Below are 23,454 nucleotides of genomic sequence, written 5' to 3'. Positions count from 1 at the left end.
GTCAGCGCCGCGCACGCCGTCCCGAGCAGCACGCCGCCCACGACACCGCCGGCCACGAGCCAGGGGTCGTTGCCGGCCGTGGGGACCGAGCGCAGGTACTCGCCCGCGGCCACGCCGACGATGACGAGCGGGAGCACGAGGGTGCGGGTCGTCAGTGGCCGGCCGCGCACCTGGCGGACGACGACCGCGACGAGGAGCAGGTCCAGGAGGCAGTCCGAGAGCGACATCCCCGCCCCCTCAGACGCCGGCCGGAGCCCGGTCGGAACCGGCCGCGGCGGCAGGCGCCGGGGACGGTCGCGCCGCCGGTCGGTCCCACACCGGGGAGCGGGACAGCAGCACGGCCGCGGCCAGCCCGCAGACGAGCCACGTGGCGACGCCGGTCTCGCCGGCGACGAGGGCGAGCCCTCCCGCCCCCGTCGGCACCACGGCAACGGCCGCGACGTCGAAGACGGTGTTCGCCGTGCCGTGGGCCAGCGCCACGGGCCAGAGGCTGCCGGACCGGCCGCGCAGCCAGGCGTAGACGACGCCCGCCCCGGTGATGGTGAGCACGGCGCCGACCGCCGCGGACCAGCGCGGACCGTCGGTGTCGTACGTCGTCGCGAGGAGGATGAGCGGCAGGTGGATGCCGCCGTGCAGCGCGCCGGTGAGGACGGCGCCGCGACGGGGACCCGTCACCGTCTGCAGCCGCGGGAGCAGGTAGCCGCGCCAGCCGATCTCCTCGCCCATGACGACGAGCGAGCCGAGGACGAGGGAGACCGCGACGTCGGCCGGGTCCACGGCACCCGGGGCGGGGGCGAGCCGTCCGACGCCGGCGAGGACGGCCACGGCGTACGCCGCGCCGCACAGGGCGACGGGCAGGAGGACGGCGGCCGGCCACGAGCGCAGGCCCACGCGGCCCAGCCCGAGCCCGCGCCAGAGGGCGGCCCGGGAGCCGCGCGGGGTGGTCACGACGGTGAGCAGGGCGACGACCACGGTGGGGATGGCGACGCTGAGGAGGAGGTTGATGCGGGCGTGCGGCAGCGCGAGCGCGACGGCGAGCGCGAGGCCGTAGGCGAGCAACAGGTACGCGGCGATCTCCCGCCGCGGGTCGAGCGGGGTGGTGCGAGGGGGCACGGTGGCTCCTGGGTGACGGTGCCCGGGCCGTTCCCGGGCTGACACCACGGTCCCGTCCCGGCGGGCCCCACCGCGCCCGTCCCGGGACCCCGGTCCGCCTCTGTCCCGGGACGGAGGCGGCCCCCTCCCGGGACACGGGGCGGCGCCGGTCGGACCCGCGGGCGTGCGGGGCCTCAGCCCGATCCGGGCCGGGCCAGGCCGGACTCGTAGGCCCACACGACGAGCTGGGCCCGGTCGCGGCAGTCCAGCTTCGTCAGCAGGTGGCTGACGTGCGTCTTCACCGTCCCGTACCCCAGGTGCAGCCGGGCGGCGATCTCCCGGTTCGACAGCCCCGCGGCCACCGCGAGCAGCACGTCGCGCTCGCGGTCGGTGAGCACCCCGTCGGCGACCCGCTCGCGTGGGGCGGGCAGGGCGGCGAAGCGCTCGATCAGGCGCCGCGTCACCGTGGGGTGCAGCAGCGCCTCGCCGGCGGCGACGACGTGGACGGCGTCGAGGAGGCGCTCGGGGCGGGTGTCCTTGAGCAGGAAGCCGCTCGCCCCGGCCCGGAGGGCGTCGACGACGACGGCGTCCTCGTCGTAGGTCGTGAGGACGACGACCCGCGTCCGGGCGCAGGCGGGGTCGGCGAGGATCTGCCGGGTCGCGGTGAGCCCGTCCAGGTGCGGCATCCGGACGTCCATGAGGACGACGTCGGGGCCGGTGCGCCGGCAGGTGGCGACCGCGTCGAGGCCGTCGCGGGCCTCCCCGACGACCTCGAGGGTGTCGTCGCTGGACAGGAGCAGGACGAACCCGGCGCGGACGAGGTCCTGGTCGTCGACGACCACGACCCGGGTCCTCATGCCTGCCCCGTCCGGCCGCGGGCGGGCAGCTCCGCGCGCACCGCGAAGCCCACGCCGTCGGTGCCCGCGCAGAGGCGTCCCCCGGCGAGGCCGACGCGCTCCTCCAGGCCACGCAGCCCGTGGCCCGCGCCCTGGACGCGCGAGCCGTCCCGCGGCGGTCCGGGGTCGGTGACCTCGACGCGCACGGTGCGCGCCCCGATGTCGAGCGACACCGCGGCGCGGTCGGCGGCCGAGTGCCGGACGACGTTGGTCAGCGACTCCTGGACGACCCGGAAGGCCGTGAGGGAGACGAGGGCGTCGAGCCGCTCGGGGTCCCCGGCCTGCGCGAGGTCGACGTGCAGGCCGGTGGCGCGCACGTCGTCGACGAGCTCGGCCAGGTCCTGCAGGGACGGGGTGGGCGGGCGGTCCCCGCGCTCCTCGGACTCCCGGAGCACGCCGAGCAGCGAGCGGGTCTGGTCCAGCGCCCGGCGGCTGGAGTCGGCGATGACGTCGAGGGAGCGTCGGGCGGCGGCGACGTCGCGGTCGATGACGTGCGCTCCCACCCCCGCCTGCACGGCGATGAGCGACAGGCTGTGCGCGACGACGTCGTGCAGCTCGCGGGCGATCCGCAGGCGCTCGTCGGCGGCGGCGCGGGCGGCCCGTTCCTCCGCGGCCACCGCCTGCTGCTCCGCGAGGCGCAGCCGTCCGGCCTGCCGCTCGCGCCGGGCCCGGATGGCCTCGCCGAGCGCCCACGACGCCACGAGGATCGCCACGGCGGTCAGTGCGTCGGACGTGCGCAGGTCCGGCACCCCGAGGACGGCGAGCCCGACGAAGACCGCGGCCGTGACGGCGAGCCCGCCGAGCGCGTCCCGCCGGCGGCCGTGGACGGTGAGGGAGTAGAGCCCGAACGGCACGAGCAGGGACAGGGCGCCGACGAAGTGCCCGGACACGCTGACGAGCGTGGCGCCGCCCACGAGCACCGCGTAGGACGGGGCGGGGTGGGTGCGGCGCCACGCGAGCGCGAGCCCGGCGACGAGGGTGGCGAGCACCGAGAGCACGTCCGGACCCCGGAGGGCGGGGTCGATGGCAGCGGTGTCGGTGGCCAGCAGCGAGCCCACCGCCCAGGCCGCCGCGCAGAGGCCCAGGAGGGAGTCGGGCAGCCGCTCCGTACGGGCCCACCTCGTCCACCGCGCCCGCGGCGGTTCGCCGTCCATGCGCCGCATGCTAGGGCGCGCCGGGGCCGCTCCGCCTCTGTCCGCAGACGGAGATGTGGCCGCGGGTTCCGTCAGCGCACGTAGGCCCCGAGCGCGTCGAGGACCGCGGCCGACACGGCGGACGGGCCGCCGAGGACGACGATCCGGGCGGGCCGCAGGCGGGTGAGCTCGGCAACGGTGGCGGCGGGCAGCGAGTCGGCGGGGACGAGCAGCTGCGGCCCGCCCTTCGCGGACGCCGCGGCGCTCCCGGAGAGCCCGTCGGCGTACCGGCTGCCGGTGGCGACGTACGCGACGGGCACCCCGGCCGGGAACGCCGTGGCGCTGAGGCGGGCCGACAGCACGTAGCGGCTCGCGCCGAGCACCCGGGTCACCGAGCCGCTCGTCAGCCCGCGCAGGGCGGCGACGACGTCGTCGGACACGATCGTCGGCCCGCCGACGACGACGATGCGGCCGGGGCGCAGGCGCTTCAGCTCCGCCGCCGTCGCCGCGGGCAGCGACCCGCGCGGCGTGAGGAGGAGCGGGCCGCCGCCGACGGCCGCGGCCGGACCGGCGGACAGGCCGTCCGGGTACCGGCCCCCGGTGGCGACGTACGCGACGGGCACCCCGGCCGGGTAGGCGGCGGCGCTGGTCCGGGCGGACAGCTCGTAGCGGGTGGCGCCGGTCACCCGGCTCACCGTCCCGGTGGTACAGCCGGCGAGGGCGGCGACGACGTCGTCGGAGACGACCGCCGGCCCGCCGATGACGACGATGCGGGCGGGGCGCAGGCGCGCGAGCTCGGCGGCCACGCTGGAGGGGAAGGTCGTCCGGCCGACGAGGAGCAGCGGTCCGCTGCCGCGGGCCGCCGCGGGGGCGGCGGTCAGGCCGTCGGCGTAGCGGGCGCTCGTGGCGACGTACGCGACCGGGACGCCGGCCGGGAAGGCGGTGGCGCTGGTGCGGGCGGAGAGGGCGTAGCGGGTGCTCGCGGTCACGCGCGTCACCGGGTCCTCGTCGCGGATGTGGAGGTAGTACGGGGCCCGCACGTTCGAGCGCTGCCCGTAGCCGCCACGCGTCGACCAGTTGTACTCCTCGATGTCGACCGTGCCGTCGGCGTTGACCTCGGTGACGACGGCGACGTGGCCGAGCGAGGTCGCCGACGCCTGACCGACGTCCCAGTAGGCCACAGCGCCGACGCGGGGCGTGCGGTCGTAGGTCCAGCCGCCCTTCCTCGCGGCGTCGAGCCACTGGTAGGCGTTGCCGAACTGCACCGACGTCCCGTTGGGGCCGGTCATGAAGTTCGAGAAGGACCACGGGGCCGACGTCGTCCCGCCCTGCTGGTTGAGCCGCCAGGCGACGAAGGAGACGCACTCGCGGTTGTAGAAGCGCCACGGGTCGACGAGCGAGTCCTTGGCGGCGGTCCGCAGGGCCGCGGGGTAGTCGTCGCCCGTCCCGGCCGCGTGGGCGGCCGGCGCCGGCGTGAGGCCGGCGAGGAGGAGCAGGGCGAGGACGCCGAAGGACGTCAGGAGGGTGCGGAGGCGGGACACGGGACCTCGGGGAGTCGGGCGCGCGGCTGCGGGAGCCGCCCGCGCAGGGATGCGAGAGGCGCGGTGACCGGCCGGCGACCGGACACCGTCGGCCGCCGGAGCCCCTGCTCGGCGGACCACGTCCGACCATGACCCGGACCCCGGGCGGGTCGGGGCGGGTCCGGGCGACGACGCACCGTTCGGCCGATGCCCGTCGCCGTCCGGCCGACCCCGGCGTCGGCCCAGGTGGTGCCGGCGGCGAGAACGGCTCAGACGCAGAGCTCGTTGCCCTCCGGGTCCTGCAGCGTCACCCAGTGCACCCGAGGTCGTCGTGCTCGGCCACCCGCCGCGCCCATCGGCCTCGAGGGCCGCGTCCCGGAACTGCACGACGGCACCGGGGTCGCGACAGTCGACGGCGATCTGCACAGGGGCTCGGAAGCGGTCCGTTCCGGCAGTGTTCCGCGTCGCACCGACAATGGCTCGACCCCTGCCGGGGCGGCCACCGGAAGACCATTTCCGAGAAACCCCCGGGGGTGTCGATCCCCCTACCGCACAACCCAGTTCGCAGTCGAGACACAGTCTCGACAATCGCCGTCGAACCCGTGGACCCAATGCTCCGAGCGCAGCGAAGAAGACCTGCGATCGAAAGCTCTCCGAAAAGCCATGCCCGGGGCTGGTGTGACTGGCGGGACGGGCGTGACACCCGGACGCGAAAGTCCGACGAATTTCGTCGGAAAGGCTTCCGCTCCCTGAGGGTTCGCTGATAGAACTCCACCCGTCACGGCCGAGGGGGCAGTGACGACCTCCCAGGCTAGGGGTACCTCCGCATGTCTCGACGGCTCCGGTCCAGCGCGCTCGCAGGCGTTCTCGCCCTCCTCGCCGGGCTGGCCGTGCCGCCCGCGGCCACGGCCGAGACCGCCGACCCGGACCCCGTCCTCGGCGGCCGGCTGTACTCCACCGGCGCGCCCGTGACCGTCGAGGTGCTGCCCGCGTCCGCGGGCTACACCTCGACCCTGCACCTCTACGACCCCGAGGTCGTGCGGATCGCGACGAACCGGGACGTCGGCACCGTCGTCCCCGTCGGCCCCTACCAGGCGGGCGCCGAGCTCGTGTTCGGCATCGACGTCGCGGGCCACCAGTTCCGGACGGGTCCGGGGACGCGCAACCCCGACGGGATCGAGCACGCCGTCGTCGACTTCGACACCGAGGGGTGCGCGCTCGTCGGCTTCGAGGACCTCTTCGGCGGGGGCGACCGCGACTACGACGACAACCGGTTCAAGTTCTGCGGCGGGATCACCGACGACCCGGACCAGAAGCCGCAGGACCCGCCCACCCCCGACCCCGTCTCGCCGCCGAAGGCCGCCGCCGGCCCGGACCAGCAGGTCGACGAGGGCTCGGTCGTCACCCTGGACGGCACCGCGTCGACGGCCAGCACCCGCCCGGGCCTCCAGCCGAGCGAGGTCGCGGACACCCTGCCCGGCGGGACCTCCGTCGGCGCCCGACTCGTGGGGCTGGACCCCGATGCCCAGGGCATCCGCGCCACCGGCGAGGTCGAGGTCGGCCAGGGCCAGTCGGTGACGAACACCTCGGTCGCCTTCGTCCTCGACGTGTCCGGAAGCACCGCCACCGCTGCCGCGTGCGGTGGTGACGCGAACGGCGACCGGTCCAGCAACACCGTCCTGGACTGCGAGGTCGCTGCCGCGCTGAAGCTGCTCGACGAGATCGTCGCCTCCGGCACCGTCGAGAAGGTCGCGGTCGTGAGGTTCAGCACCACGGCCAGCGCGCTGGACCTCGACCCCCGCTCGGGCACCGCCAACGTCGCCACCCTGCTCGCCCCCGACGCGGACCTCGACGGCGACGGCGTCCGCGACGTCGAGGAGGCGCTGCGCAGCCTGCGGATCGGCGGCGGCACGAACTTCCTGCCACCGACGACGCTCTCCTGCCAGCTCCTGGCCTCCACCGGGTCGCCGAAGCTGCTCACCGCCTTCATGTCCGACGGCGAGGCCTTCGACTCCAAGAACCTCTCGACGATCCTGCCGTGCTCGCCGCCGGTGGAGTTCCAGGCCTTCGCCGTCGGCAAGGGCAGCTCGTGCTCCATCGGCCGCGTCGGCATCCGCCTGAGCGACCTGTCCACCCTGAGCGGCGGCGCCTGCACCGGCGTGCCCACCGTCAGCGACCTGCCGGACATCCTTCCCGAGATCATCGGCGCGAGGATGACGAAGGTCACCTACACCGTCGACGACGGTGACCCGGTGGACGTCTCCGCCGGGCTGGACCTGCCCGCCGACGGACCCACGACGCTGCCGGTCGCCTTCGACCTGCCCGACGACCTCGCGAGCGGCACCCACCGGGTGTGCCTGACCGTCACGGCCGAGGACGCCGGCGGCGAGTCGGACACCACCACCTGCTCGGACCTCGTGAAGATCAGCGGCGAGCTCGTGTATGACTGGCGCGTCGTGGAGTCCAGCGGCCCGCCCGTCGTCCTCGCCGGACGCACGACCCCCCACCCGACCTTCGTCGCCCCCGACGACGGCCGCTACCTCGTCGAGCTCACCGTCGGCGACGGCACCGGCTCCACCGCCACCGACCGTGTCCTGGTCACGGTCGGCAACGTCGACCCCGTCCTGACGCTCGAGGCGGGCGACGCCTTCGCGGGTGGCCTGACCCAGGTCAACGGCCGGCTCACCGACGCCGGGTGGCGCGACACCCACGAGGCGACCGTCGACTGGGGCGACGGCTCGACCTCGACCGTCCCGGTGACCACCGCCGGGGCCGGCTGGGGCACCTTCATCGGGTCGCACGTCTACGCGAGGCCCGGCGCCTACAGCGTGACGGCGACCCTCACCGACGACGACGGCGGGACCGCCACGCAGACCCTCGCGGGCTTCACCGTCGCGCGGCCGGTCGCCGTCTGGGCGAACTCGCAGAGCACCACCGACTCCCTCACCTGGACCGGCGGCGCCGGCCGCATCGAGGGGCGCATCCACACCAACGGCAAGCTGTCGGTCGGTGGCGCGACGAAGGCGCTCGGCGAGACCACCTACGCCGGCGTGCTCGACGCCAACATCGACAAGCAGTACTTCACCCCCGACCCGCGCAAGACCGTGGTGCTCCCCTACCCGGTCACCTGGAAGGTCGCGGACTACCGCCCGGGCGGCCCCGTGGCCGGCGAGGTCGGCGCCGCCTACCACGACATGAGCGACCGGTGCTCCGGCGGCTCGTGGCACGACGTGCAGTCGGCCCTGCCCTCCGGGGTCTACTACGCCAGCTGTGACATCCAGCTGAACGGCTCGCAGATCGGCGGTGACGTCACCCTGGTCTCCGAGGGCCATATCTCGATCGCGGGCTCGCGGCCGGCCTTCACGCCCTACCTCGACGGGCTCTTCCTGCTGGCGGGCGCGCAGGGCGACAAGGCCGTCGACATCGCCGCCAAGGGCAGCAAGTTCCTCGGGACGATCTTCGCCGGCGCCGGCCAGGTGAGCATCTCCGGCGACGACAACCGCTTCTTCTGCGGCATCCTCGGCGACCGGATCCGGATCACCGGCAACGGCCTCGACGTGCGCGGAGCCGAGTGCGGCCGGGCCGAGAGCGCGGCGGCGCCTGCGCTCGTGCCCGACCTGACCACCGCGGTGGCCAAGGATGCCGAGGCGGCCCTGCCCGGCGAGACCGTCGGCTACGACGTCACGGTCCGCAACGAGCGCGCCACGCTCGTGGTGCCGGCCCTCGTCGGCCTGCAGAACGTCGACGCGAGCACGGCCACCGTGGCGGGGTGGTCGCTGCTGCTCGAGCGGCGCGACACCACGACCGGCGACTGGTCGACCCTCGCGACCGCGGGCAGCGACGCGGCGCGGGTGACGACCCAGCCCAACGCCTTCGCCGGCGTCACCTACCCCTCGGGCGCCGACCGGGTCACCGGCACCACGGTGGCCCCCGGCGCCTGGGCCTCCTGGGGCACCGAGACCGTCGTCACGCTGACCCCGCAGCAGACGAACACCCTGCTGGACCCGGCGCGGACCTCCGGCGTGCGGACCCACGTCTCCTTCGACCTGACGCCCGACGGCATCCAGGCGCGGCGGTTGTTCACCTACGGCCGGGACTTCGGCCCGGAGGTGCGCGCCCTCACCGGCGACGCCTCCGACGTCTCCGCGCACGTCGTCCTCCCCGACGGCGACGCCCTCGTCGTCACGCCGGCCGACGAGCCGGGCCTGGGCGCCATCGCCCCCGGTGCGGCCGTGACGCTGCACGAGGACCACGTCGTCGGCGCACCGAAGGCGCGCGGCACGGGTGAGACCGACGCGGGCTACCTCGGCCGCCTCCTCGCGGCGGACGGCTCGCCGCTGACCACCGCCGCCTTCGCCCTCGGGTCCGGTGGCGTCGGTCGCCTCGTGGCACCCCTGGCGCACACCACCGCGACCCGCGAGCTGCCGGTCGTCGGCATCTCGACGGTGGGCCCGGACTCGCTGCCGGCCGGGACGAGCACAACCTACGGCCTGAAGCTCGCCAACCTCGGCGCGCGCCCCGCCGGGTCGATGAGCACCACCGCCACCGCCGACGACGCCGACCTGCCGGTCACGGGCGCGCCGCCGAGCCTCACCGCCGGAGAGCTCGGCAGCGGCACCGCGACGTACGCCGCCCCGGCCGGCGCGGTGGGCCCGACCACGGTCCGTGGCGAGGTCACCTGGCAGGACACCAACGGCCGGACCTACGGCCCCACCGGCTCCAGCCGCACCGTCGTCCGGCTCGCCCCGGCGACGATCCAGGCCTCGCTCACCGACGGCCTCCAGGTCGACGTCGGCGGCGACGGCACGGTGAGCCCCGGCGACACCGTCCGCTACACCCTCGTGGTGCGCAACGGCGGCGACGTCACGCTGCAGGGTGTCTCGGCCGAGCTGCCGGCCGGCGCCGACTCCACGCTGGTGGACGGCGCCGCGACGACGCCCGACGGCGGCAGGGTCGAGAACCGCGACGGCACCGCCTGGGTGACCCTGCCCGACATCGCCGGGCACGCGTCGCGCACCGTGACCGTGGACGTCCGCGTCGCGGACCCGCTGCCCGCCGGGGTCGGCGAGATCGCCACCCAGGGCGCGGTCCGGGCCACCGGCGTGCCCAGCGTCCAGACCGACGACCCGGTGCTGCCGGGCGCCGCGGACCCGACCCGTACCACGGTCATCCGCCCCAACCCCGCCCTCACGGCCTACCTCACCGGCTCGCTGGCCGTCGACGCCGACGGCAACGGAGCGGTCTCCCCCGGCGACACCCTCACCTACCGGACGGTCGTGACCTCCGTGGGCACCCGGGACGTCACCGGGATCCGCTACACCCTCACGCCGCCGGCCGGGACCTCCCTGGTCGCCGGGTCCGTGGGCACCACCGTGGGCACGGTGGCCGCCGGTGACGGCGTCGACGTCGCGATCGGCACCCTCGCCCCCTACCGCGAGGCCACCGTCGACTTCAGGCTGAAGATCGCCGAGCCCGTCCCGGCCGGGGTCACCCGCATCGCGGTCAGCGGCACGGTGACCTCGAACGAGCTGGACCCGATCCCCACCGACGACCCCTCGACGCTCACCGTGGGCGACACCTCGGTCGTCGTCATCGGCGGTTCGGGCACCGGGGAGAACACCGGTCCCGTGACCAGTGCGGTCTCCCTCGAGGAGGGGTCGCGCGTCGCGATGCCGACCACGGTGACCGCGGATCTCGCCGCAGCCGCCGGGACCACCGTCACCGGGTGGCGGGTCACCGTGGAGCCCGCCGACGGCTCCGGCACCGCGCAGACCGTCGGGACCGGAGACGGCGGCGGGTCGACCGCGACCGTCTCGGCCGTGCTCGACCCGACGATCCTCGCCAACGGTCCGTACGTCGTGCGGGTCGTCAGCACCTCCAGCGACGGCGGGACCACCGTCACCTCGGTCGACGTCCTCGTCGACGGGGACTTCAAGCCGGGGCGGGTGACCCGCTCGTTCGTCGACCACGACGTCGACCTCGCCGGCCTGCCGCTGCGGGTCGAGCGGTCCTACGACTCCTTCGACCGGTCCTCCGGCGACTTCGGGGTCGGCTGGCAGGCCTCGATCGCGGACTTCACCGTGTCCACCAACGGCCCCCTCGGGCTCGGTGGGTGGTCGGCGAAGTCGACGACGTGCGGGCTGATCTTCTGCAACCTGGAGTACACCTCCTCGGTCCCGCACTACGTCAGCGTCACCTGGCCGGACGGCCGGGTCGAGGCGTTCGACCTCGTCGGCGCCAACTCCAGCACCTTCTTCCCGCCGCTGGCCGAGGCCACGTTCCGACCGCGTCCGGGCACCGACACCACCTCGGAGCTCGTGGCGGTGAACGACACCTCGCTGTTCTTCCCCGGCGACGGCACCGCGCTCGGCGGCGGCTTCGGCATCGACGGCCTGTACGACCCGACGGTCTTCCGGCTCACCGACCTGGGCGGCACCGAGTACGTGCTGGACCGCGACCTCGGGCTGCGGACCGCGAGGGACCGCAACGGCAACACGCTGACCTTCACCCGCGACGGGGTCGAGTCCAGCCTCGGCCGGTCCATCACCTACACCCGCGACGCCTCCGACCGGATCACCTCGATCGTCAGCCCCGCGGGGACATCCAGCTACGAGTACGACGCCGCGGGCGACCTGGTCGCCTCCACCGGGGTCGACAGCGCCCGCACGACCTACACCTACGAGGACCACCGGCTCACCGGCATGACGGGCCCGGGAGGCCGCTCACTGGGCAGCATCGAGTACGCCACCGACGGCCGGGTCCTCGCCTACGTCGACGCCGAGGGCAACCGCACCGAGGTCAGCACCGACGTCGGCGCCCGCCAGGAGACCGTCACCGACCCCACCGGCCGGCTGCTCACGGTGCTCACCTACGACGCCGCGGGCAACCTGGCCCGGGAGGACGCCGTCGCCGACGGCGAGACCCGCACGGTCCGGTGGACCTACGACGCCGCCCGCCGGGTCAGGACCGAGACCGACGCCGACGGCACCGTGACCTTCACCCGCGACGACCACGGGCGCATCCTCACCGCCACCGACCAGGAGGGTCGCGGGGTCACCCGGACCTACGACGCGGCGGGCAACCTGAAGTCCGAGCGCCGGACCGGGGCCACCCGCTCCCGGCTGTGGGGGTACGACTCCGTCGGCAACCTCACCTCGACGGTCGGTGAGGACGGGGTCCGCACGGACTTCACCCTCACCGCCGGGCTCGTGACCACGGTCGTGCGCGGCGGGCAGATCACGAGCCGGTTCGCCTACGACTCCCTGGGCCGGATGACCCGGTCCGACGACGGCGCCGGCAGCGTGCGGCAGGTCGAGTACAACGACGAGGGCTACGAGACGCGCGTGCTCGACGGCACCGGGGCGGTGCTCAACGAGTTCGTGCGTGACGACCTCAACCGCGTGACGCGGATGACCGACGCCGCCGGACGGCAGCGCCTGTTCGGCTACGGCGACCTCGGCGAGCTGCTGACCCAGACCGACGAGGCCGGGAAGGTCACGACCTTCGCCTACGACGACGCCCTGCGGCTGACCTCGGTCCGCGACCGCAACGGTGCCGTGACCTCGCTGACCCACGACCGCGCCGGTCGGGTGCGGACCCGCACGACGCCGGAGCGCACGCTCACCTACACCTACAGCGGGTTCGGGGACCTCAGGTCGGTCACCGACGGCTCGGTGGCCATCCGCCGCGGCCACGACGCCACGGGCCGGACGGTCCGCGAGGAGGTCTCCGGTGACGGCGCGCCGGCCTACACGCTGGACTACGCGTACGACGGGACCGGCGACCTGACCGAGGTCACCACCCCGTGGGGCGCGACGACCATCGGGCTCGACGCCGCCGGCAACCCCGACGTCGTCACCGACACCCGCAGCGGCCGCTTCGACCTCGACGTCGACGACGCCGGGCGGCTCACCCGGCTCGCGCGCCCGAACGGGGTCGTCGAGGCGAACACGTTCGACGCCCTGGGCCGCCTCGAAACCCGCACCCAGACGCGGGCCGGGACCGCCCTGTCGACCGTGCGCTACGGCTACGACGCCCAGGGTCGGCTCGCCAGCACACAGGACGACCTCGGGGTCGAGACCTACGGCTACGACGCCGAGAGCAACCTGAGCACCGTCGACTACGCCGACGGCTCGCCCTTCGCGGACGAGTCGACGACCTACGACCGGATGGGCAACCGCACCTCCTGGACCGGGGACCCGGCCGCGGAGGTCCGCTACGACGCGGCCGGTCGCCTGGTGCAGGACGCCACCCGCACCTACGCCTACGACGACGAGGGCAACCTCGTCAGAAGGACCGAGCGGGCGAGCGGTGCGGTGACGACGCTGGCCTGGAACACCGACCACACCCTGCGGTCGGTGACGGCCGGCGGGCGGACGACGACCTACGGGTACGACCCGTTCGGCCGGCGGACCACCCGGACCGTCGACGGCGCGACGACCAGCTGGGCCTACTCGGGCTCGTCCGTGGTCGCCGAGCTCGCCGGCACGGGGCCGGCGGCGACGGTGCTGCAGTCCTTCACCGTCCTGCCGAGCAGTGGCGAGCCACTGGCCGCCACGTCCGCCGACGGCACCGACGTCTACCCGACGCTGGACCGGCTGGGATCGGTGACGAGCGTCTACGACGGGTCCGGCCAGTCGCTGTCGACGACGCGGTACTCGGCCTTCGGCGAGAGCCGCACGACCGGTGGGGCCGACGCCCTCGGCGGGTCGTACGCCTTCACCGGGCACGCGGGCGGCGACGACTCCGGGCTGATGTACATGCGGGCCCGCTGGTACGACCCGTCGATCGGGCGGTTCGTGCAGGAAGACCCCGCGGGCGGCCTCAATGCCTACGCCTACGTCGACAACAACCCGCTGGCGTTCACCGACCCGTCCGGGGCGATGGCGGCCGAGTACACCCTGATCTCGGAGAAGAACGGTGTGCAGATCTACGCACCCGCCCACCTCGTCGGCAACGCCACGGCCCGGGCCTTCGCGCAGACCGTCGCCAAGCTGGTCAACAGCGTGCTCCAGAGCCAGTTCCGCAACGCCCTCTACCGGTCGCTGTCGGCGGCCGAGCGTGCGGCTTACCGCAAGGCGGTCCAGGACGGCAACTTCGGGCTGATGAACAAGTTCGTCGGCCAGGCGGTGCACAAGGCCACGGGCGAGGCGTTGAAGCAGAGCACGTCCAAGGGCGTCTACCGGACGCTCGGGCCGGACTTCAAGCTCGTGCAGAGCGGCAAGAACTTCTTCGTCGAGCTGACGACGAAGTCGCAGGTCACGGTGAAGTACGGCAAGGCGATCGGCAACGGGAAGTACGCGGCCGAGTACAAGGACGCGCTCATCGTGGTCTACCGCTGGCCGGGCTCCTTCCTCTTCTAGGGTTGGCGAGTGCCCACGATCCCCGGTCCGGAGCTGCCCCCCGGCACCGTCGTGCGACGACCGCCGACAGGCACGGTGTGGCAGTTCCGGGACCGGCGGATCGAGGGCGTGACCTTCCGTGGCGTGCGGACGCCGGAGGAGTGGCTGTCGTTCGAGCGGACCGTGTTCGTCGACTGCACCTTCGAGCGCTGCGACCTCCAGTGGGACTGGGGTGGTGACCACGAGCACCAGGACGACGGGCCGCACCTGCTCGGCTGCCGCATCGTGCGGTGCGACCTGCGGAACACCTCCCTGCCGTACGGCCGCATCGAGGGCTCGACGTTCGACACCTGCCGGTGGCACTCCCACCTGGACGCCGTCGACCTGGTCGACAACGTCTTCGTCGGGGTCGTTGACTCGCTGAGCCTGTGGGGACGGAACCAGCCGCTCATCCCCTCGATCCGCCCCCGGTCGCGGCCCAACGAGATCCGGGGCAACGACTTCACGGCGGCCGACCTGCGCGGTCTCGGCCTCCACGCCGGGGTCCCGGTCCACGACCAGCGCTGGCCGGAGGGGCCGGGCTGCGGCGTCGTCGAGCGGGTCCCGGAGCGGGTGGCGGCCCTGCGGGCCCGCACCGAGGGCAGCCCCGACCCCGCGGACCAGGAGCTGGTGGACGCGGTGACGGACTGGGAGTACTGGGACGACCCGGGCAACCGGCAGCAGGACGCCTGGCTGCGCTGGGACGACCCGTCGATGCCCGAGTCCTCGAACCGCTTCCACCGGGCGCTGGCCGAGCTCGACCTGGGCTGATCGCCGCGCCACCGCGTCCCACGTCGGCGGCCGCTCCCTGTGACGGAGTCCGCGGCCCACCGTGTAAGGACGGGCCCGCTCGACGGTCAGGACGGTGACGCACGAGCGAGAGGCGCTCGCCCGGCCGGCGTCGACCCGCCCGCTGGACCCCGCGAGCACGAGCACCGCGGTCCCCCGGGAGTCTCGCGGCACCCACCGCACGTCATCCGGACGGCGCAGGTCGACCCGGTGCACGCCCGTCACCCTGCCAGCGACGACGACGTCAGGCGACCCGCACGAGCGCGGCGGCGAGGTTGGCGACGCGTCCGTCGGGGGCCAGCGCCGCGAGCCGCGCCGGGTCGACGGGCAGCCCTCGGGCCCGGGCGCCGGCCAGGGCACGCCGGTCGAAGAACGGCCCGACGGTGGGCCAGACCGCCTGCACCTCCCGGCAGAAGATGTCGGCGCCGACCGGCCCGATGCCGGTGAACCCGGTGAGCCCCTTCCGCAGCCGGTCCACGTCGGCCGCGGAGTCCGGGCGCAGGACCCGCAGGTCACCGCGGTAGTCCTCGACCAGCCGTATGCACAGCGCCTCCAGCCGGGTGGCGGTGGTCTCGTCGTAGCGGCGGTACCCGCCCCGGCCGAGCGCGTCGACGCGCTGCTGCCACGTCGACTCCAGCATCCGCCGCGGCGTCCGCCAGCCGGCCCGCGACAGCTCCCGGGCCGTCGCGACGGCGACGTCGGCCGAGATCCGGGTCGACGCCAGCAGGGTGAGGACGAGGAGGCGGAACAGCGGGGACGGGGTGTCACGCAGGGTGATGCCGGCGTCGGTGGCGAAGGTCCGGCCGTGCTGCGCGAGCAGGTCACGGACCTCGTCGGCCTGGCTCATGCGCACTCCTCCCGGACAGCCCAGTGACACCCGGTGCGGTACCCGCAGGTGCAGCGCCCACACGTCTCATCGCGACGCGGGCTCAGACGCAGAACTCGTTGCCCTCCGGGTCCTGCATCGTCACCCAGTGCACGCCCAGGTCGGTGTGCTCGGCGAGCCGGGTGGCCCCGAGCGCCTCGAGCCGTGCGACCTCGGCCGCGACCCGCTCGCGCTGGGTGTCCAGCGGCACCGACGGCCCGCCGCCGCCCAGCAGGTCGACGTGCACCCGGTTCTTCCCCGTCTTCGGCTCGTCGACCCGCTGGAGGAAGATGCGCGGCTGCCCCTCGGCCTCCAGCGCCGAGGCGTCGTTCCAGCGCTCCCCCGGCACACCCTGCGCGAGGAGGAAGGCGGGCCAGTCCGCGAACCCACCGGGCGGCGCGGGCACGGCGTAGCCCCGGGGGGCGAGAGCCTCGGCCCAGAACGACACGAGGGAGGCGGGGTCGGCGCAGTCGATGACGACCTGCACGGGGGCGTGAGAGCGGTCCATGCACCGCAGTGTGCCGCGGCCCACCGACACCGGGCGAGGCGCGGCTCCGAACGAGTAGCCGCATCGGGCGGCGCCCGGATCGTGGGCGGGACCGTCCCCACCCGGTGCTACCATCGTCGGTTCTCCGGTATGAGTACCTCACGTGTCCCCGGGCCCCGACCTACGACGACGACAGGAGGCGGTCCCGCCGTGCCCGCGCCGACCGCCACCCCGACGACCCGACCTCCGGACCCCACCCTGGCCGCCGAGCAGGCCCACCTCGAGCGGGCCCGCGCCGAGCTGCGCCGCATGCGCGAGGCCACCGAGAGCCTCGACGCCGGCACCGCCTCGGACGCCTTCAACGCCGCCTACCTCGACCTCGTCCTCGCCCGGAGGGTCGCCTCGCTGCAGGACGACCCCCGCACGACCCTGTTCTTCGGGCGGATCGACTGCCGCACCGGCCACGGCGAGGAGACCTTCCACATCGGCCGCCGCCACGTCAGCGACGAGGGCGGCGACCCCGTCGTCGTCGACTGGCGCGCACCGATCTCGACGCCGTTCTACCGGGCCTCCCCCGCGGACCCGATGGGGGTCGACCTGCGACGCCGGTTCGGCGTCGACCGCGGGCGGCTCACCGCCTACGAGGACGAGCGCCTGACCCACGGCGAGGCCGACCACACCGGAGACCGGAGCGCGATCCTCGCCGCCGAGATCGAGCGGCCCCGCTCCGGGCCGATGCGCGACATCGTCTCGACCATCCAGCCCGAGCAGGACGAGGTGGTGCGCTCCGACCTCGCGACGAGCATCTGCGTCCAGGGCGCGCCCGGCACCGGCAAGACGGCCGTCGGGCTGCACCGCGCGGCCTGGCTGCTCTACTCCTTCCGCGAGCGGCTCGACCGCTCCGGGGTGCTCGTCGTGGGGCCGAACCGGGCGTTCCTGGACCACATCGGCGCGGTGCTGCCCTCGCTCGGCGAGGTGCGGGTCCGGCACGCCACCATCGACACGCTGCTCGACCACGCGCGGGTCCGTGCCGAGGACCCGACCGCGATCGCCGTCCTCAAGGGCGACGCGCGGATGGCCGAGGTGCTGCGGCGCGCCGTGTGGGCCTCGGTCGGGACACCGACCGACCCCCTCGTCGTGCCCCGCGGCGCGCGCCGCTGGCGGGTGCCCGCCTACGAGGTGCAGGACGAGGTCGACGCCCTGGTGCGGCGCGGGGTCCGCTACGGGGCGGCGCGCGACCTGCTGCCCCAGCGGCTGGCGCACCTCGTCATGGTGCGCATCGAGCGCTCCGGTGACTTCCCGGGGGACCGCGTGCAGGACACCATCGCCCGCTCCGCACCGGTGAGGGCCTACGCCAAGGAGCTGTGGCCGGCTCGCGACGCGGCAGCCGTCCTCTTCGGCCTGCTGTCGGACGCCGCCGCGCTGGCCGAGGCCGCCGACGGGATCCTGACCGACGACGAGCAGGCCGCCCTGCTCTGGGCGTCACCGCCGCGGACCAAGGGCGCCGCCCGGTGGACCCGCGCCGACCTGGCCCTGCTCGACGAGCTGCACGACCTCCTGGAGCGCACCCCGAGCCTCGGTCACGTCGTCCTCGACGAGGCGCAGGACCTCTCGCCCATGCAGCTGCGGGCGGTGGGGCGCCGCGCGTCGACCGGGTCGCTCACCGTCCTCGGCGACATTGCGCAGGGGACGACGCCGTGGGCGACGACCTCGTGGGACGCCGCGATGGGCCACCTGGGGCGCCCGGACCACCGGCTCGTCACCCTCGACCGCGGCTTCCGGGTGCCGGGGCTCGTCATCGACTTCGCCGCCCGGCTGCTGCCGGCCATGGCGCCCGGGCTCGGCGCGCCCCGGTCGGTGCGCGAGAACCCCGGCCGCCTCGACGTCGTCGCGGTCGAGACGGCGCAGCGGTCGGCCGCCGTGCTCGAGGCGGTGGTGGCGGCGACGGCCGAACCGGGCTCGGTCGGCGTCATCGTGGCGGACGCCGAGGTCGCCGGGCTGAGCGCCGACCTCACCGCCGCCGGCGTCGCCCACGGCCGGCTGGACGCCGAGCACGGCGACGACGAGGACCGCCAGGTCGAGCTCGTCCCGGCGAGCGTGGCGAAGGGCCTGGAGTTCGACCGCGTCGTCGTCCTCGAGCCGGCGGCCCTCGTCGAGGCCGAGCCCGACGAGCGCACCGGACTGCGACGCCTCTACGTCGTCCTCACCCGCGCCGTGTCCGGGCTCACCGTCGTCCACAGCCGCCCGTTGCCGGAGGCCCTGGCCGGCTGACCGGGCGGCCCAGGTCAGGGGCGACCGTGGACGAGCTCCTCGGCGAGGCGGCGGGCCAGGCCGGCGCGCAGGGCCCGCACCTCCTCGTGCGCGGCCCGGAGCAGCGTGGGGTCGAGCGGAGCGACCTGCGGCGAGGCCGACCCGGGGACGGCACGGATCGCACGTACCCGATCGGCGCTGCTCGGGTGCTGGTCGTCGACCTGGCGCTCCGCGGCCGCGCGGACCCGCTGCTCGGTGCCGACGGGGTCACGGCGCGCGGCGTCGTCGAAGGCGGCGAAGACGTCCCCCGGGTGCGGGCCGCGTTCTGCGCGGCGGACAGCCCGCGGGGCACGCCGGCGGTGGACGCGAGCATCGAGAGGGTCGCCTGCGGTCCGGCGACGGTGGCCGCGCGGGCGTCGGCGTCCCGGGCCGCGGCGAGCGCGGCCGGCCGCCACAGCCGACCCAGGAGCTGCTGGAGGAGCCGCACCGGGGCGGCCACGACCGCCATCCCGGCGGCGCCGACGGCCGCGGAGGTCTCCCGCGCGAGCCGGTTCGCGACGAGCATCCCGCCCGGACCGACCTCGCCGTAGCCGGCGGTGGTCTGGCCGATGGCCGCCTCGTGCGCGCGCACCACCGACGTCGGGACGAGGATCGTGCGGGCGGCGGTGAGCAGGTCGTCGGCCAGCCGGACGAGGACGCCCGCCGGACCGACCTGCGGTCGGGCGCAGCCGAGCACGTGGACCAGCGCGGCGACGCGTTCCGACGGGGACAGCGCCGACCACTGCGGCAGCCCGACGACGAGCGAGGTCTTGCCCAGGTACCCGGTGGCGTGGGCGGCCACCGGGTAGGTGGTGTCGAGGAGCACCCGCGACGGCGGCCGGGTCCCGGCCTGCTCGGCGGCCCGGGCGACGAGGCGGTGCAGGGCCGGCGCCTCCTCGGCCGTCACCGGGACGGCGCGGTCATCGGGCCGCCCCGGACGGGGCACGAGCCGCCAGGCGACGAGGCCACCGACGACGAGCCAGAGGAGGCGTGACCACCCCTCGTCGCGGAGCAGGAAGACGAGCCAGGCGGCGACCAGCGCGGTCTCGGCGAGCACGACGAGGGCCGCCAGCAGCACCGCCGCCGCACCCCCCGTCCGCGCCGTCACCGCCCTCAGATCCGTTCCGCCTCCGCCGTCAGGGGGCCGCCGGCGTCTCCGGTGTTGACGACACCGGCGGGCTCGAGCAGGACCGCGTGGACCTCCTCGTCGGCGTGCGGGCAGTGCTCGACGCCGCGCGGGACGACGAACAGCTGGCCGGGGCCCAGCACGACGTCGCGGTCGCGCAGCCGGATGGTCAGCTCGCCTGCCAGGACGAGGAAGAGCTCGTCGGTGTCGTCGTGGGTGTGCCAGACGAAGTCGCCCCGCACCTTGACGACCTTGACCTCGTAGTCGTTGAGCATCGCCACGGTCTTCGGCGACCAGTGCTCGCGGACCAGGGACAGCTTCTCGGTGAGGTCGACGGCGTCGCTCATGACATGACGGTACCGGGCCGGCCGGTTGCGCCCCCGTCGGCGGCGAGCCGCGCGGTCGTCGTTCGCAGCAGGTCCCAGAGGGCGGCGACGTCGGGCCGCTCGGTGGCCTCGGCGCCGACCGACACCCGGACCATCCACCGCCCGTCGAGGCGGCTCGCCCCGAGGTACGCCCGCCCGCCGGCGTTGACGGCGTCCACCCAGGCCAGGGTGTGGGCGTCCAGCGCGTCCCCCGTGAGGCCCGGCGGCTCGTGGACGACGCACACGGTCTGCAGGGGTACGGGCGCGAGGACCCGCCACCCCGGCTCGGCCTCGACCTGCGCGGCGAGCCAGCGCGCGTTGTCCAGGTCGCGGCGCAGCCGCTCGCGGATCGCCTCGACCCCGTCCAGCCGCAGGTGGAACCACAGCTTGAGCGCACGGAAGCGACGCCCCAGCGGGATGCCCCAGTCCTTGTACTGGACGACCTCGGCGTCGGTGCTCGCGCACAGGTAGCTCGGCGTCGTCGACATCACCGACACGAGGTGGTCGACGTCGCGCACGTAGAGCAGCGAGGTGTCGAGGATCGTGCCCATCCACTTGTGCGGGTTCCAGGCCAGGCTGTCGGCGTCGTCGACCCCGGCGAACAGGTGACGCATCTCCGGCAGCAGCATGGCCGAGCCGGCCATCGCGGCGTCGACGTGCACCCAGGCACCGTGCTCACGGGCGACGGCGACGATCTCGGGGACCGGGTCCATGGCCGTCGTGCCCGTCGTGCCCACGGCGGCGACGACCATCGCCGGCACCCGCCCGACGGCCACGTCGTCGGCCATGGCCTGCCGCAGCGCACCGGGGTCCATCGCCCGGGTCACCGGGTCGACCTCGACGTACCGGAGGTTGTCGGCACCGAACCCGGCCAGCAGCGCGGCCTTGGCCACCGAGCTGTGGGCCTCGGGCGAGGTGTAGACGACAAGCGGGGCCTCCAGCGCCTGCAGCCCGCCGCCGTGCTCGGAGCCGCCGCTCGCGCGCTCCCGGGCGGCCAGCATCGCGACGAGGCACCCCGTCGACGCGGTGTCCTGGATGGCACCCCGCCACTGCGTCGACAGCCCGCACAGGTCGCGCAGCCAGTCGGTGACCACCTGCTCGACCTCGGTGAGCGCCGGCGCCGACTGCCACGTGATGCCGAGCGCGCCGACGCCGCCGGAGGCGATGTCGCCGAGCACCGACGCCAGGCTGGCGTTGCTCGGGAACCAGCCGTAGAACCCCGGGCTCTGGGTCTGGGTGACGCCGGGGACGACGACGCGGTCGAGGTCGGCGAGGACGTCGGCGAACGGCTCCGGGTGCTCCGGCGCGGTGCGGGGCAGGGCGGCGCTGACCTCCCCCGGGCGCACCTGCGCGGCGACGGGCAGGTCCGGCACCCGGGTGCGGTGGTCGGCGATCCAGTCGATCAGCTCGTGTCCGGCGCGGCGGAACTCCTCGGGGGTCATGCCTGCCATTGTCGTCGGGGCGCTCGCGCAACAGCGGCGGCGCCTCGCGCGTCTGGAGGACATGGCGGGAACCGGGGTGCTGTCACGGGACCGGGTCTCGGCGTTCGCCGCCGAGCACGGGGACGGGCTGCTCCGCTTCGCCTACCTACTCACCGGCGGCCGGACGGCGGAGGCCGAGGACCTCGTCCAGACCGTCCTGCTCCGGATGCTCGAGCGCGACCTCGGCGGGATCGAGTCGCTGGCGTCGTACGCCCGGCGGGCGCTGGTCAACGAGCAGCACAGCCGCGGGCGTCACGAGTCCGTCGGCCGGCGGGTCCTGCACCGGGTCTGGCGGCCCGAGGCGGTCCCCGACCCCGACGTCGCCGACCGTGTCGTGGTGCTCGAGGCCCTGCGCGGGCTCGGCGAGCGTGAACGGCGCTCGTGGACGCGGACCCGGTGCGGGTCGTCGTCCGCTGCGACGGGGCGCGGTACGTGGCCGTGTCGCTGTCGCGGGCCTGACGCCGGAATCCACAAGGCAAACCCGGGGTTCGCGTGGCCGGTCGACCCTTGCGAACCCCGGGGTTCCCGGATGGGGCGGGAAAGTCGGGACGCGGGGGCCGGGGGTGGGGGTGGGGGGTGGGGGGTCGGGTGGGGGGTGGGGGTGGTCAGAGGTTGATCATGTGGCCGGCGATGCCCTCGACGGCCTCCTTGACCGCCTCGGACAGCGTCGGGTGGGCGAAGACGTTGCGCGAGACCTCGTCGGCGGTGAGGTCCCACTTCTGGGCCAGGGTGAGCACCGGCAGCAGCTCGGTGACGTCGGGGCCGATCATGTGGGCGCCGATGATCTCGTTGTGCTCGGCGTCGGCGACGATCTTGACGAACCCGACCCCGTCGCCGAGGCCCATCGCCTTGCCGTTGGCGCTGAACGGGAACTTCGCCGTCTTGACGTCGTAGCCGCGCTCCTTGGCCTGCGCCTCGGAGTACCCGAAGGAGCCGATCTGCGGGTGGCAGTACGTGGCACGCGGGATGAAGTCGATCTCGACCGGCATCGTGTCGGCGCCGGCGAGGTGCTCGGCGGCGACGACGCCCTGCGCCTCGGCGACGTGGGCGAGCATGAGCTTGGCCGTGCAGTCGCCGATGGCGTAGACGTTCTCGACGTTCGTGCGGCCGTACTCGTCGGCGGCGACGGCGCCGCGCTCGGTCAGCTGCACGCCGGCGGCCTCGAGCCCGAAGCCCTCGACCCGCGGCGCGAACCCGATGGCCGAGAGCAGCTTGTCGGCCTCGAGCACCTGCTCGTCGCCGTCCTTGGAGACGGTGACCTTGACCCCGGAGCCGGTGTCCTCGACGGACTCGACCTTCGTGCCGAGCATGACCTTGACGCCGAGCTTCTTGTAGTGCTTGAGGAGCTCCTTGGAGATCTCCTCGTCCTCGGTGGGCACCATCCGGTCGAGGAACTCGACGATCGTCACGTCGACCCCGAAGTTGCTCATGATGTACGCGAACTCGACGCCGATGGCGCCCGAGCCGGCGATGACGAGCGAACCCGGGAGGTTCTCGTCGAGGATCTGCTCCTCGTAGGTGACGACGTTCTGCGAGACCTCGACGCCGGGCAGCATCCGGGTCACGGCGCCGGTGGCGAGGATCAGGTGGTCGAAGGTCAGCGACCGGGACCCGCCATCGTTGAGCTCGACGTCCATCGACGTGGCGGAGGTCAGCGTGCCCCAGCCGTCGATCTCCTCGATCTTGTTCTTCTTCATGAGGAAGTGGACGCCCTTGACGATGCCGGCCGACACCTTGCGCGAGCGGGCGTGCGTGACGCCGTACTTCATGGTCGCCTCGCCCTCGATGCCGTACAGCTCCTTGTCGTGCTGCAGGGTGTGGGCGAGCTCGGCGTTCTTGATGAGCGCCTTGGAGGGGATGCAGCCGACGTTGAGGCAGACCCCGCCCCAGTACTTCTTCTCGACGACCGCGACCTTCTTCCCCAGCTGCGCCGCGCGGATCGCCGCGACGTACCCACCAGGACCAGCACCAAGCACCACGACGTCGAAGTCAGCCATGCGCGTCAGCCTATCGGGGCGCCGGTGGCGGATC

Annotated in this window: 15 protein-coding genes; 4 read left to right on the top strand and 11 right to left on the bottom strand. The window is 74.6% G+C overall.

The window, feature by feature from the left end:
* From EPD83_RS04610 to EPD83_RS04590, 5 genes are all read right to left on the bottom strand, one after another.
* Positions 1 to 227 (bottom strand): hypothetical protein (locus tag EPD83_RS04610; protein WP_407676011.1); only part of this gene is annotated, 227 nt, incomplete at its 3' end.
* Between the two features lie 10 nt (positions 228 to 237).
* Complete coding sequence (locus EPD83_RS04605; protein WP_128367618.1) at positions 238 to 1,113, bottom strand: CPBP family intramembrane glutamic endopeptidase; 876 nt, start codon at positions 1,111 to 1,113, stop codon at positions 238 to 240.
* A gap of 173 nt (positions 1,114 to 1,286) precedes the next feature.
* Positions 1,287 to 1,949 carry a response regulator gene (locus tag EPD83_RS04600; protein WP_128367617.1) on the bottom strand — a complete coding sequence of 221 codons (663 nt, stop codon included), beginning with the start codon at positions 1,947 to 1,949 and terminating at the stop codon, positions 1,287 to 1,289.
* On the bottom strand, positions 1,946 to 3,142 hold the full coding sequence (locus tag EPD83_RS04595) for a sensor histidine kinase (protein ID WP_165566271.1): 1,197 nt from the start codon (positions 3,140 to 3,142) through the stop codon (positions 1,946 to 1,948). Before EPD83_RS04595 ends, EPD83_RS04600 begins: the two co-directional genes overlap by 4 nt.
* Positions 3,143 to 3,213: 71 nt before the next feature.
* Positions 3,214 to 4,662: a cell wall-binding repeat-containing protein gene (locus EPD83_RS04590; RefSeq protein WP_165566270.1), complete on the bottom strand. Its 1,449-nt coding sequence runs from the start codon at positions 4,660 to 4,662 to the stop codon at positions 3,214 to 3,216.
* A gap of 806 nt (positions 4,663 to 5,468) precedes the next feature.
* Here EPD83_RS04590 and EPD83_RS20850 point away from each other — a divergent pair.
* Entirely contained in the window at positions 5,469 to 14,003 is an 8,535-nt protein-coding gene (locus EPD83_RS20850; RefSeq protein WP_128365456.1) for an RHS repeat-associated core domain-containing protein, read from the top strand.
* A gap of 9 nt (positions 14,004 to 14,012) precedes the next feature.
* On the top strand, positions 14,013 to 14,792 hold the full coding sequence (locus EPD83_RS04580; RefSeq protein WP_128365457.1) for a hypothetical protein: 780 nt from the start codon (positions 14,013 to 14,015) through the stop codon (positions 14,790 to 14,792).
* Positions 14,793 to 15,054: 262 nt separating this feature from the next.
* Here the strand turns inward: EPD83_RS04580 and EPD83_RS04575 are convergent, their stop codons facing one another.
* Positions 15,055 to 15,657: an endonuclease gene (locus EPD83_RS04575; protein ID WP_128365458.1), complete on the bottom strand. Its 603-nt coding sequence runs from the start codon at positions 15,655 to 15,657 to the stop codon at positions 15,055 to 15,057.
* 82 nt (positions 15,658 to 15,739) lie between these two features.
* A complete protein-coding gene (locus tag EPD83_RS04570; RefSeq protein WP_128365459.1) occupies positions 15,740 to 16,183 on the bottom strand; it encodes a VOC family protein in 444 nt (147 codons plus the stop codon).
* A 189-nt stretch (positions 16,184 to 16,372) separates the two neighbouring features.
* On the opposite strand from EPD83_RS04570, the gene EPD83_RS04565 reads away from it, so the two are divergent.
* On the top strand, positions 16,373 to 18,433 hold the full coding sequence (locus tag EPD83_RS04565) for a HelD family protein (protein WP_235950343.1): 2,061 nt from the start codon (positions 16,373 to 16,375) through the stop codon (positions 18,431 to 18,433).
* Here EPD83_RS04565 and EPD83_RS04560 read toward each other — a convergent pair.
* The 3 genes from EPD83_RS04560 to EPD83_RS04550 are packed head-to-tail and all read right to left on the bottom strand — an operon-like array spanning position 18,387 to position 21,384.
* Complete coding sequence (locus EPD83_RS04560; RefSeq protein ID WP_128365461.1) at positions 18,387 to 19,559, bottom strand: M48 family metallopeptidase; 1,173 nt, start codon at positions 19,557 to 19,559, stop codon at positions 18,387 to 18,389. The genes EPD83_RS04565 and EPD83_RS04560 overlap by 47 nt on opposite strands.
* A gap of 5 nt (positions 19,560 to 19,564) precedes the next feature.
* Positions 19,565 to 19,924, bottom strand: a complete 360-nt coding sequence (locus EPD83_RS04555) for a cupin domain-containing protein (protein WP_128365462.1) — start codon at positions 19,922 to 19,924, stop codon at positions 19,565 to 19,567.
* Complete coding sequence (locus EPD83_RS04550) at positions 19,921 to 21,384, bottom strand: pyridoxal phosphate-dependent decarboxylase family protein (RefSeq protein ID WP_128365463.1); 1,464 nt, start codon at positions 21,382 to 21,384, stop codon at positions 19,921 to 19,923. Before EPD83_RS04550 ends, EPD83_RS04555 begins: the two co-directional genes overlap by 4 nt.
* Here EPD83_RS04550 and EPD83_RS20320 point away from each other — a divergent pair.
* Positions 21,383 to 22,039: a SigE family RNA polymerase sigma factor gene (locus tag EPD83_RS20320; protein WP_205859411.1), complete on the top strand. Its 657-nt coding sequence runs from the start codon at positions 21,383 to 21,385 to the stop codon at positions 22,037 to 22,039. The genes EPD83_RS04550 and EPD83_RS20320 overlap by 2 nt on opposite strands.
* Here the strand turns inward: EPD83_RS20320 and lpdA are convergent.
* On the bottom strand, positions 22,029 to 23,420 hold the full coding sequence (gene lpdA / locus EPD83_RS04540; protein ID WP_165566269.1) for a dihydrolipoyl dehydrogenase: 1,392 nt from the start codon (positions 23,418 to 23,420) through the stop codon (positions 22,029 to 22,031). The two genes, EPD83_RS20320 and lpdA, sit on opposite strands and share 11 nt — an antisense overlap.
* Positions 23,421 to 23,454: the final 34 nt, after the last annotated feature.

Origin of the sequence: Phycicoccus flavus, from assembly GCF_004025965.2 — a bacterium.
GTDB classification, from domain to species: Bacteria; Actinomycetota; Actinomycetes; order Actinomycetales; family Dermatophilaceae; genus Phycicoccus; species Phycicoccus flavus.
Note: the sequence above shows the minus strand (reverse complement) of the source record. Positions and strands in the feature narration are given on the sequence as shown.